Annotated in this window: 13 protein-coding genes; 9 read left to right on the top strand and 4 right to left on the bottom strand. The window is 65.5% G+C overall.

Annotated elements, in window-relative coordinates:
* Positions 1-581, top strand: a 581-nt coding sequence (locus tag I6F28_RS31600) for a peroxidase-related enzyme (protein ID WP_225142795.1), incomplete at its 5' end; no start/stop codon positions are given.
* 10 nt (positions 582-591) lie between these two features.
* On the top strand, positions 592-1,095 hold the full coding sequence (locus I6F28_RS31595; RefSeq protein ID WP_036001373.1) for an MgtC/SapB family protein: 504 nt from the start codon (positions 592-594) through the stop codon (positions 1,093-1,095).
* On the opposite strand, the gene I6F28_RS31590 is transcribed toward I6F28_RS31595, so the two are convergent.
* From I6F28_RS31590 to I6F28_RS31580, 3 genes are all read right to left on the bottom strand, one after another.
* Positions 1,092-3,644: a cation-translocating P-type ATPase gene (locus I6F28_RS31590; RefSeq protein WP_225142793.1), complete on the bottom strand. Its 2,553-nt coding sequence runs from the start codon at positions 3,642-3,644 to the stop codon at positions 1,092-1,094. The genes I6F28_RS31595 and I6F28_RS31590 overlap by 4 nt on opposite strands.
* A complete protein-coding gene (locus I6F28_RS31585; protein ID WP_167361653.1) occupies positions 3,641-3,808 on the bottom strand; it encodes a hypothetical protein in 168 nt (55 codons plus the stop codon). The genes I6F28_RS31590 and I6F28_RS31585 overlap by 4 nt, the downstream gene beginning before the upstream one ends.
* A 234-nt stretch (positions 3,809-4,042) precedes the next feature.
* Entirely contained in the window at positions 4,043-4,186 is a 144-nt protein-coding gene (locus tag I6F28_RS31580) for a hypothetical protein (protein ID WP_225142791.1), read from the bottom strand.
* A 259-nt stretch (positions 4,187-4,445) separates the two neighbouring features.
* Between I6F28_RS31580 and I6F28_RS31575 the strand changes: the two genes are divergently transcribed.
* Positions 4,446-4,601 (top strand): hypothetical protein, encoded by a 156-nt coding sequence (locus I6F28_RS31575; RefSeq protein ID WP_165637160.1) that lies wholly within the window; start codon positions 4,446-4,448, stop codon positions 4,599-4,601.
* Between the two features lie 11 nt (positions 4,602-4,612).
* Here the strand turns inward: I6F28_RS31575 and I6F28_RS31570 are convergent, their stop codons facing one another.
* A complete protein-coding gene (locus tag I6F28_RS31570) occupies positions 4,613-5,242 on the bottom strand; it encodes a ParB-like protein (RefSeq protein ID WP_225142789.1) in 630 nt (209 codons plus the stop codon).
* 323 nt (positions 5,243-5,565) lie between these two features.
* Here I6F28_RS31570 and I6F28_RS31565 point away from each other — a divergent pair, with 323 nt between their 5' ends.
* From I6F28_RS31565 to I6F28_RS31540, 6 genes are all read left to right on the top strand, one after another.
* Positions 5,566-5,907 carry a hypothetical protein gene (locus I6F28_RS31565; RefSeq protein ID WP_036001385.1) on the top strand — a complete coding sequence of 114 codons (342 nt, stop codon included), beginning with the start codon at positions 5,566-5,568 and terminating at the stop codon, positions 5,905-5,907.
* 233 nt (positions 5,908-6,140) lie between these two features.
* Positions 6,141-6,428: an acyl carrier protein gene (locus tag I6F28_RS31560; protein WP_007592476.1), complete on the top strand. Its 288-nt coding sequence runs from the start codon at positions 6,141-6,143 to the stop codon at positions 6,426-6,428.
* A gap of 10 nt (positions 6,429-6,438) precedes the next feature.
* Complete coding sequence (locus I6F28_RS31555; RefSeq protein WP_036001387.1) at positions 6,439-6,909, top strand: 3-hydroxyacyl-ACP dehydratase FabZ family protein; 471 nt, start codon at positions 6,439-6,441, stop codon at positions 6,907-6,909.
* Positions 6,906-8,111 carry a beta-ketoacyl-ACP synthase gene (locus I6F28_RS31550; RefSeq protein ID WP_036001390.1) on the top strand — a complete coding sequence of 402 codons (1,206 nt, stop codon included), beginning with the start codon at positions 6,906-6,908 and terminating at the stop codon, positions 8,109-8,111. Before I6F28_RS31555 ends, I6F28_RS31550 begins: the two co-directional genes overlap by 4 nt.
* A 21-nt stretch (positions 8,112-8,132) precedes the next feature.
* A complete protein-coding gene (locus I6F28_RS31545; protein ID WP_036001392.1) occupies positions 8,133-9,410 on the top strand; it encodes a beta-ketoacyl-ACP synthase in 1,278 nt (425 codons plus the stop codon).
* 8 nt (positions 9,411-9,418) lie between these two features.
* Positions 9,419-10,351 carry a lipid A biosynthesis lauroyl acyltransferase gene (locus tag I6F28_RS31540; protein WP_036034424.1) on the top strand — a complete coding sequence of 311 codons (933 nt, stop codon included), beginning with the start codon at positions 9,419-9,421 and terminating at the stop codon, positions 10,349-10,351.
* The last annotated feature ends 23 nt before the right edge of the window (positions 10,352-10,374 follow it).

Below are 10,374 nucleotides of genomic sequence, written 5' to 3'. Positions count from 1 at the left end.
TGACAAAGACCGCCGCGCAACGCTTTCCCGCCCCCGCCCTCGACACCCTGCCCGACGACATCCGTAAGCGCCTCCTTGCCGTGCAGGAGAAGAGCGGCTTCGTCCCGAACGTGTTCCTGACGCTGGCCTATCGCCCCGACGAGTTCCGCGCCTTCTTCGCCTATCACGACGCGCTGATGGAGAAGGACGGCGGCCTCACCAAGGCCGAGCGCGAGATGATCGTGGTGGCGACGTCGGCGGCCAACCAGTGCCAATATTGCGTGATCGCCCATGGCGCGATCCTGCGCATCCGCGCCAAGAACCCTGTGATCGCCGACCAGGTCGCGATCAACTACCGCAAGGCCGATATCACGCCGCGGCAGAAGGCGATGCTCGATTTCGCCATGAAGGTCTCGGCAGACGCGCAGCGGATTTCCGAGGATGATTTCGTAGCGCTCGCGCCGCACGGCTTCAGCGACGACGACATCTGGGACATCGCCGCGATCTCCGCCTTCTTCGCGCTGTCGAACCGGCTGGCGAATTTCACGGGCATGCGGCCGAACGAGGAGTTCTATCTGATGGGGCGCCTGCCGAAGACATGATCGAGGCGCCATGACCGAGCTCGATTGGCCAGAAATCCTGCTGCGCCTTGGCACAGCGACGCTCGCCGGCGGCGCGATCGGGCTCAACCGCGACCTGCACGGCAAGCCGATCGGGCTGAAGACGCTCGGCATCGTCGGGCTCTCCACCGCGAGCGTGGTTCTGCTCGCATTGCAGCTCGCCGAACCGGCCAGGGTCGTCGACGCCGCCAGCCGTGTCATCCAGGGCATCCTCACCGGCATCGGCTTTCTCGGCGCCGGCGTCATCGTGCACCAAAGCACCGGGTTTCGCGTTCGAGGCCTCACCAGCGCCGCCTGCACTTTCCTTGCCGCCTGCCTCGGCATCGTCTGCGGCGCCGGACAATGGAAGATCGTCGTCGTCGCCCTGGCGCTGGCCTTCGTGCTGCTGACGATTGGCCGCCGCCTCGAGCGCCGGCTGCATCGCATGCTTGGCGGCAAGGAAGATCCTCAGCGGACGGAGACCTCGCCGAGCTCGGGTCAGCGGGAGAGCGATTAGAATCGCAACCGTCGGCCCCAAAACGGCTTCAGCAGTTCGAGCGCCGTGAGCACCAATAGTCCGGCGCCGAGTGTGATCATCAGATCGTCAACATGTAGCGGACCGAAGCGAAACAGGCCGGAGGCCGGCGGCCAGAACAAGGCTGTGGCGAGAACGAGCGCAATCAAGAGGAAGATCCAGAGCAATGCCGCGTTCGGACGGAAGAAGGCGGACAAGAACGATGCGCTGAAGGATCGATTGACCAGCACCAGCGCGAGGACGCAGACGACGAGCGCAATGAATGCGAGGGTGCGCGCCTCCTCGGGCGGAAGGCCTGAACGAAGCGCTGCGACGAAGATCACGGCGATCAAGGCGAAGGCCATCGCGCCCTGCAGAACGCTCCAGGCGATCAGGGGCCACGAGAACAGCTCCGCATCGGCACGCCGCGGCGGACGCTTCATGACGTCGCGCTCCTCCCGCTCGGCCTCGAACACCAGCGAGCAGACGGGATCGATGATCAGCTCCAGAAAGGCGATGTGCACCGGGCCGAGCACCAGCGGCAGCCCGAACAGCAGGGGAAGCAGCGCAAGACCCGCGATCGGCACGTGGACGGCAAAGATGAAGGCCATGGCCTTGCGCAGATTGTCGTAGATCCGGCGACCGAGGCGGATGGATGCGACGATGGAGCTGAAGTCATCGTCGAGCAGGACGATCGAGGATGCCTCGCGAGCGACGTCGGTGCCGCGGCCACCCATCGCGATTCCGATATGGGCGGCCTTCAGCGACGGCGCGTCGTTGACGCCGTCACCGGTCATCGCGACGATCTCGCCGCTGCGCTTCAGCGCCTGGACGATCCGCAGCTTCTGCTCCGGCAGAACCCGCGCGAAGACGTTCACCTTGCTGACGAGTGCCTCGAGCTCATTGTCATCAGCGAGCTTGACCTGCTCCCCGGTCGCAACCTTATCGACGTCGAGCCCGGCCTGCCCGGCGATCGCCATGGCGGTCGCCGGATAGTCGCCCGTGATCATGACGACGCGGATGCCGGCCGAACGACATTCGCGAACCGCCTCCGGAACATGAGGCCGCAAGGGATCGGCAAACCCTACCAGGCCAACGAAGCGAAAGACGAAAGCCTCCTGGGATTCCGGCAGTGCAGCGTCATCGCACGCGGCAACCGCCACCCCCAGCACGCGAAGCCCGTCCTTCGCCATTGCCCCGATGGCAGCTTGCACGGCCTCCCGATCGGCCTCGTTCAGCCTGCACAGGCGCGCAATCGCTTCCGGCGCGCCCTTGGCGCATGCGACGAGGTCCGCCCCTCCGGCTGTCCGCCAAACCTGGGTCATGGCCAGCAGCTCGGGGCGCAGACCATAGGTGCGCACCAGCGTCCGCTCGCCATCCATCGCGTCGCCGTCCCGCAGGACACCACGCGCGAACGAATGCAGCGCCTTCTCCATCGGATCGAACGGCTCCGGAGAGCTTGCCAGTGCCCCGCAGCGCGCCAGCTCTGCGAATTCGCGCCCGACCTGATCCGGTCCGGACGCCTCCGCGCGCAGGCGCGCGCCGTCCAGCAGGCGCAGCTCGGCGACCGACATCTGATTCTGCGTCAGCGTTCCGGTCTTGTCGGTGCACAGGACTGTTGCTGAGCCGAGGACCTCGATGGCGGCGGCGCGCCGCGTCAGGACGCGGGCTTGCGAAATCCGCCACGCACCCATTGCCATGAACACCGTGAGCACGACGCCGAATTCTTCCGGAAGCATCGACATACCGATGGCGACGCCTGCCAGCAGCGCCTGCAGCCAGTCGCCGCGCGAGACGCCGTAGAGCACAATCGCGGCCAGGCTGATGATGGTGCCGCCGAGGAAGCAGAGCCGCACCAGCCTTGCGGTCTGTTGCTGAAGCCGCGGCGGCTCGGCCTGCAGGCCGCGAAGCGACAGCCCGATCTTCCCGATCTCGCTGCGCGGCCCGGTGGCCTCGACCAGCGCCAACCCCTCGCCGCGCACGACGAGCGAGCCGGAATACACGAACGGCTGATCCTCGCCGCCGGGCCGGTGAGCGGCCGCCGTGACCTTGTCGGCGGTCTTCTTGCGGACGGGCACCGACTCGCCGGTCAGCAGGGACTCGTCGATCTGCAGGTCCCGCGCTTCGACGAGCGCGGCGTCGGCGGGAACGCGATCGCCTTCACCGAGGACGAGAAGGTCGCCCTGCACGACCTCGCGGCCGGCAATTCGCCGGCGCGCACCGTCACGCACCACCAGCGCCCGCGGGCTGGTCAGGTCGCGCAAGGCTTCCAGCACGCGCTCGGTCCGGGTTTCCTGCACCACCGTGATCACGATGGACATCGCCCCGAAGGCCAGCAGGATCACCGCCTCCTTGAGATCGCCGAGCACGAGGTAGATCAGCCCGCCGCAGAGCAGCAGCAGCAGCATCGGCTCGCGCAGCACTTCCACCACGATACGCAGCGGACTGCGTCGTTCCGGCCGAGGCAGTTCGTTGGGGCCGTCTGCCGCGAGCCTCGCCCGCGCCTCGGTCTCACTCAGACCGGCCGCACCTCCGCGTTGCACCTCGCTCACGGTTTCCGCCGCAGGCTCCAGAAGCTGCCGGCACCGACGATTGCGGTGGCGAGCAGGACGGCGACGAAGGTCTGGATGATGGTGAAGTTCAGCGCGTCGCGCGCGACGAACAGCGCCGTGATCGCGCCGGCGAGGACAAAGAGGATGCGAAAGATGACGCTCATGGCCGTGCCTCCAAGATCTGCATGACAAGATCTGCATGACTTGGAGCCCGGGCCCTCGGCATCGGGGCGCAACGCTGTCTCTGCAACCATGCAGGCAGACCTTAGCCGGTCAGGGCGAGGCAAGTTTGCGACAGGTCAAGCCTGACCCGGCCATCATCGGTCGGCGACTGCGACGTGATGTCCGCCCAACAGCGAACAGCCGGTGCATCGCTCACGGCTGCGAGACGTATGCAGCTAGCGCTTTGCCATCAGCTCGAGCGCCGGAGCAAAGCGCTCCGCGAACGTCAACGACTTGGCGTGGTGGACTGCGGCAAAGGATGCAGAGATTCCCGCCGAAGCGACCGCGAGCAAGGCAAGTACGAAAGCCAGACGGCGCATGTTCGCCTCCTGTGTGAGCTCGACTACTCCATAGAGATGGGACCGCTCTGTTTCAGGACGGTTTCGTGGGCGCGGAAATTGATTTCGCTCAAGCGGCTGTGATGAGATCCGGCTTATCTCGGCACATTCCGTAACCAACTAACAAGGGTGGACGTGTTTTGCAGCGCCGGCCGTATTGGGAATTTGATACCCGCGAGCGCTATCCTAGGCACTGCGGCGGCAACATTCGCCGGAATGGGAGTCATTGAGGACTACGCAAATGAAGATCGTGATCCAGAAGCTCAATGGCCTGTGGCACCTCATCGTCGGATCGAGCCAGATCCGAACGCCGTTCCTGGACACCCAGGACCGCGCGCTGGTGGTAACTTACGCCCGCCGCGCCTATCCCGGCGCCAGGATCTTCCAGCGCGACTGACGTGAATACCCTCAGTCGTCGTCCGCCGGGCCGCACCAGCCGGGCAGATAGATCGCATTCTTGCTTCTGGCCGCGGCCATCGCCTTCTCGAGCGCATTATCGAAATCGGCCTCCACCGCCTTGCGCGAGACCTGCCGGCGCAGGAAATCGGCCCACAGGAATTCGGAGAACGGCGTGGTGTCCTTGGCGAAGCCGCCCATGCGGCGCAATTCGCCGGCAAGACTGCGGAACGGATCGTCCTTGAGGTCAGCGACGGATTTCGGCAGGTCGCGGAACGAGCGCCGCTCGCCCTTGGCGTCGTAAGGATAGACCCAGCGCTTGTTGTCCATGACGCCCCAGAACGCCTCGCGCTCCACCATCCCGAGATCGCCGACGACGGTCACCAGCACCTCCTTGACGCCTTCATCGTGCAGTGCGCGGCCGAGGTGATGATGATCGATCACGTAGTAGCGCGCGTCGGGACCGTAAACGACGGGGATCATGTGCTTGCCGAGCAGATCCGCCTGCTTCTTCTTGCCGTGCTCGCGCCAGCGCCTGCGCTTCTCCTTGACCTCGCGCATGCCGACCGTCATCTGCGTCGGCCGGAGCGACAGGATCGGAACCGGATGCACTCTCGGCTCGCGCGCGTTGGTCGTGGTCATGATCGAAGGCCCCTGGCAGCAACGAACGGTTCGGGTTCCCGCGACTATGCCACGGGTCCCGCGGTGGCAAAATCCGTTCGGAAGACGCGCAGATCACAAGTCGATGCCGGCCGGTAAAAAAGACGTCCTCAATGGCTGTCGCTATGCCCGCGTTGCAGCGCAACGCTCGCGACGACACGATGGCCCGTTGCTGGATCGCGGCACACCGGTCCATGCGCAAAATAGTACGAACGCACAAATGCATCCTGGCATTGCAAAGATTTACTGCAACGCGTGCCTCACCTATGCTATCTAGATCGCTGCTTCGGAGTGATCCCCGCCCCATGAACAATCAGCGGCCCATAAGCTCTGATGAGGAGCACCGGGTGCTCCAGTTCAGGCCGCGCACCCCGCCTTCTCCAAGGGTCCAGCGCGGCAATGGCTCCGTGCAACCGCTCCGTGGCACGCCCGAACGGCTGGACCTGTCGCGCTACGAGCAGCCGCGTGCCGAGCCCGACAATTACCGGCAGCGCATGCTTGCCAACATCGCAGCACTCGCCTTCACCATCGCGCTGACGGCGATCGGGATCTGGCTCGCGGTCAGCATCGCCGACCTGCGCCGGACCCAGGATTGCGTGCTGATGGGTCGCCGCGACTGCGTCAAGATCACAACGCCGCATATTTAGGGACCGGCCCGGCACGGACCTCGCGGCGGACGGACCCAGCCGGCATCCCCAGCCACGTCCGATGCTGTCCCCGGAGGCCTGCCCGGCTCCATTGAACTCAAGGCGGCGCTCCGATATACGGGCTTTCGACCGGCCAGAGGGGGGTTTGAGGGCGTCATCAGGGGCGCGATGCCCAGCCACCGTGCCACTCTGGACAATCTGACAAATACCTACAATATATCAAAGGCTTAGTGATGTCCTCTACATTCGATCAGGTCGCCACGATCATCGCTGAAACCTGCGACATCCCGCGCGACACGATCACGCCGGATAGCCATGCCATCGATGACCTCGGCATCGACAGCCTCGATTTCCTCGATATCGCCTTCGCGATCGACAAGCAGTTCGGCATCAAGCTGCCGCTGGAGAAGTGGACTCAGGAGGTCAACGACGGCAAGGCGACCACCGAGCAATATTTCGTGCTGAAGAACCTGTGCGCCCGCATCGACGAACTGGTTGCGGCCAAGGGCGCGAGCGCCTAAGGGCGCAGTCATGCAACTCGAATACTTCCACATGATCGATCGCATCGTCGACCTCAAGGTCGACGAGAAGACGATCGTCGTCGAAGCGCAGGTCCCGCAGGAAAGCACCATCTTCGAGGGGCACTTCCCGGGTTATCCGTTGATGCCCGGCGTGCTCCTGATCGAATCGATGGCGCAGGCCTCGGGCTGGCTTCAACTCGGCGTGTTCAGATTCGAACGCATGCCGATCCTGGCCGCCGTGAAGGAGGCCAAGGTCCGCGGCTCGGTCTTCCCCGGCGACCTCATGAGCATCGAGGCGAGCCTCACCCATGAAGGCTCCGGCTATGCCATGACCGAGGCCAAGATCCGGGTCGGCGGCAAGCTGCGCGCCAATTCGGCGCTGACCTTCACGCTGATTCCCTTCCCCAATGCGGATATGCGCGGATACATGGCGAAGGTCGCCGAGCGCGTCGGCTTTCCGCAACAGGCCGTATCGTCATGACTGACACTCCTGCTTTGAAGCCGGGCCAGACCGAGGTCTGGATCACCGGCATTGGGCTCGCCACCTCGCTCGGCGAGGGCCTCGACGCCAACTGGGCCGCGCTTTCCGAGAAGCGCATCAATGTCGACGAGAAGGGCTTTGCGCCCTACATCGTGCATCCCTTGATGCCGGTATCCTTCGACAGCCAGATCCCGAAGAAGGGCGACCAGCGCCAGATGGAAGCCTGGCAGCGCATCGGCACCTATGCCGCCGGTCTTGCGCTCGATTCCGCCGGCATCAAAGGCAACAAGGACATCCTGTCGAAGATCGACATGGTGGTCGCCGCGGGCGGCGGCGAGCGCGACATCAACGTCGACAGCGGCATTCTCACCGCCGAGGCCAAGGGCGCCAACGCGCCGGGCTTCCTCAACGAACGGCTGATGAGCGATCTCCGGCCGACGCTGTTCCTGGCCCAGCTCTCCAACCTGCTTGCCGGCAACATCGCCATCGTGCACGGTCTCGGCGGCACCTCGCGCACCTTCATGGGCGAAGAGGTCGCCGGCGCCGATGCCGCCCGCATCGCGCTCGCGCGCATCGCCTCGGGCGAGAGCGACATCGCGCTGGTCGGCGGATCGCACAACGGCGAGCGCAAGGACTTGCTCGTCCTCTACGAATTCGGCGATTTCAACCTGAAGGACAAGTTCGCGCCCGTGTGGGCGCGCAAGGACCATCCCGGCTTCGCGCTCGGCTCGGCCGGCGCCTTCCTGGTGCTGGAGTCGAAGGCGCATGCGGAAGCGCGCGGCGCCAAGCCGTTCGCCAAGCTGTCGAGCGTCGTCGCCGACCTCGCCAAGCGCAAGCAGCCTGGCGACATGACCGCGACGCTCGAGAAGCTGTGGGCCAAGCTGCCCAGGCGCGAGGGCAAGGGCGCGATCATCACCGGCGCGACCGGGGCGGAGCCTGCGACCTCGGACGAGCGTGACTTCCTGAAGAACCATGCCGACTTTCCGGTGCGCTCGACCGGCACGGTGTTCGGCCACGCCATGGAAACGCAATTCCCGCTCGGCATTGCCCTCGCCGCATTGTCGATCTCGCGCGGCGCGCTGTTCCCGCCGAATGATTCCACGGGGACCGAGATTGAAATGCAGGGCGCGCCCACCCAGATCGTGGTGGTGGGAGCCGGACACTGGCGCGGCGAAGGCATGGCGCTGGTCGAGGCGGTTTAATCAGCTCAAGCGGGGATCGACATGACTGCACCACGCGACAAACTCGGGCGTCCCGTCGTCGTCGTCACCGGCATGGGCATCATGACCTCGCTCGGCGCCGGCAAATCCGACAATTGGGCAAAGCTCGTCGCCGGCGAATCCGGTATCCGCACCATCACGCGTTTTCCGATCGACGGCCTCAAGACCACGATGGCCGGCACGGTCGATTTCGTCAGCGCCGATCCGTTCTCTTCCACCGCTCTGTCCGAGCGGATGGCCGAGCTGGTGACGCAGGAAGCGCTGGAGCAGGCCGGCATCGGCGCCAAGGCCGATTTCCCGGGTCCGCTTTTCCTCGCGGTGGCGCCGGTCGAGGTTGAATGGCCGCAGCGTCGCGAGCTCGGTCGCGCCGTCGGCCAGCAAGACATCACCTATGACGATCTGCTCCGCATCTCCGGCGGCGGCAAGTTTAGCGCCTATCATCATCGCTTCATGTTCGGCTCGGTTGCCGCCTATCTTGCCGAGACCTTCGGCACCAAGGGCTCGCCGATCTCGCTGTCGACGGCGTGCGCGTCCGGAGCCACCTCGATCCAGCTCGGCGTCGAGGCGATCCGCCGCGGCGAGACGGACGCAGCGCTCTGCGTCGCGACCGACGGCACCGTGAACCCGGAAGCGCTGGTGCGCTTCTCGCTGCTCTCGGCGCTGTCGACCCAGAACGATCCGCCGCAGGCGGCCTCCCGTCCCTTCTCCAAGAACCGCGACGGTTTTGTCATGGCGGAAGGCGCCGGCGCGCTGGTGTTGGAGAGCTATGAAGCCGCCACCGCGCGCGGCGCAAAAATTCTCGGCGTGATCGCCGGCTGCGGCGAGCTCACCGATTCCTTCCACCGCACCCGCTCCTCGCCCGACGGCAAGCCGATCATCGGCTGCATGAACAAGACGCTGGCCGATGCCGGCATGACGCCGGATCAGATCGACCACATCAACGCGCACGGCACCGCGACGCCCGAGAACGACAAGATGGAGTTCAACACGACGTCGGCCGTGTTCGGCGAGCTCGCGCAGAAGATTCCGGTCACCTCCAACAAGTCGATGGTCGGCCATACCATCTCGGCCGCCGGCGCGGTCGAGGCGATCTTCTCGCTGCTCACGCTCGAGCATCAGCGCATTCCGCCGACGATCAACTACGACAATCCGGATCCCACGATCCTGTTCGACGTCGTCGGCAACAAGGCGCGCGATGCGCGCGTAACCGCGGTGATGTCGAACTCATTCGGCTTCGGCGGCCAGAACGCTTCGCTGATCCTGACCCGCGAACCGGCCTGACCGGACGCATGGCGCTGCTTCCTGCGAGCACGAAGGCCCGCGCGCGGGAGGCTGCCAAATCGCTCGGCGGCAGCCTGATCGGCGCCGCGACCGTCGCGATGCTGCGCACCACGCGCTATTTCGATCCGGCCAAGACCTCGGACTTCTTCGCGCGTGCCGTCAAGCTGATCGGGCCGCGCCTGCGCGAGCACCGCATCGGCCGCGCCAACCTCACCGCCGCCTTCCCCGAGAAGTCACCGGAGGAGATCGAACGGATCCTGATGGGCGTCTGGGACAATCTCGGCCGCGTCGGCGCCGAGTTCGCCCATATCGACCAGGTCTGGGACTACGCCCGCGATGTCCCCGAGAAGAGTCGCATCGAGATTTCCCCGCGCAGCATCGAGCTGTTCGACCAGATCCGCGACGACGGCAAGCCGGCGCTGATCTTCGCCGCACATCTTGCGAACTGGGAATTGCCGGCGCTCGCCGCGGTCGCGCATGGCCTGGACACCGCGATTCTCTATCGCCGCCCGAACATCGCCTCGGCCGATCGCATCATCCAGGAGATGCGCCAGGTCAACATGGGCACGCTGATCCCGGCCGGCCGCGACGCGCCGCTGCGGCTCGCGCAGGCGCTGAAGGACGGCAAGCACGTCGCCATGCTGATCGACCAGTATCTGACAGCCGGCGTCGAGGTCACGTTCTTCGGCCGCAAGACCCGCGCCAATCCGATGCTGGCGCGCCTGTTGCGCCAGGTCGAATGCCCAATCCACGGCGTGCGCATCATCCGCCTGCCCGACGGCCGCTTCCGCGGCGAGCTGACCGAGGAGATCCCGCCGGTGCGCGATGCCGACGGCAGGATCGACATCCAGGGCACCACGCAGGCGATCACGAGCGTGGTGGAAAGCTGGGTACGAGAACATCCCGAGCAATGGCTGTGGCTGCATAGAAGGTGGCGGTAAATACTCCGTCATTGCGAGCGCAG

The sequence above is a fragment of the Bradyrhizobium sp. NBAIM14 genome (assembly GCF_020193895.1).
GTDB lineage: Bacteria > Pseudomonadota > Alphaproteobacteria > Rhizobiales > Xanthobacteraceae > Bradyrhizobium > Bradyrhizobium yuanmingense.
Note: the sequence above shows the minus strand (reverse complement) of the source record. Positions and strands in the feature narration are given on the sequence as shown.

Bases quoted from the DNA above. Each gene is read 5' to 3' on its own strand.
- I6F28_RS31595 (WP_036001373.1), top strand. From the start codon at position 592: ATGACCGAGCTCGATTGGCCAGAAATCCTGCTGCGCCTTGGCACAGCG.
- I6F28_RS31585 (WP_167361653.1), bottom strand. From the start codon at position 3,808: ATGAGCGTCATCTTTCGCATCCTCTTTGTCCTCGCCGGCGCGATCACG.
- I6F28_RS31580 (WP_225142791.1), bottom strand. From the start codon at position 4,186: ATGCGCCGTCTGGCTTTCGTACTTGCCTTGCTCGCGGTCGCTTCGGCG.
- I6F28_RS31575 (WP_165637160.1), top strand. From the start codon at position 4,446: ATGAAGATCGTGATCCAGAAGCTCAATGGCCTGTGGCACCTCATCGTC.
- I6F28_RS31570 (WP_225142789.1), bottom strand. From the start codon at position 5,242: ATGACCACGACCAACGCGCGCGAGCCGAGAGTGCATCCGGTTCCGATC.
- I6F28_RS31565 (WP_036001385.1), top strand. From the start codon at position 5,566: ATGAACAATCAGCGGCCCATAAGCTCTGATGAGGAGCACCGGGTGCTC.
- I6F28_RS31560 (WP_007592476.1), top strand. From the start codon at position 6,141: ATGTCCTCTACATTCGATCAGGTCGCCACGATCATCGCTGAAACCTGC.
- I6F28_RS31555 (WP_036001387.1), top strand. From the start codon at position 6,439: ATGCAACTCGAATACTTCCACATGATCGATCGCATCGTCGACCTCAAG.
- I6F28_RS31550 (WP_036001390.1), top strand. From the start codon at position 6,906: ATGACTGACACTCCTGCTTTGAAGCCGGGCCAGACCGAGGTCTGGATC.
- I6F28_RS31545 (WP_036001392.1), top strand. From the start codon at position 8,133: ATGACTGCACCACGCGACAAACTCGGGCGTCCCGTCGTCGTCGTCACC.
- I6F28_RS31540 (WP_036034424.1), top strand. From the start codon at position 9,419: ATGGCGCTGCTTCCTGCGAGCACGAAGGCCCGCGCGCGGGAGGCTGCC.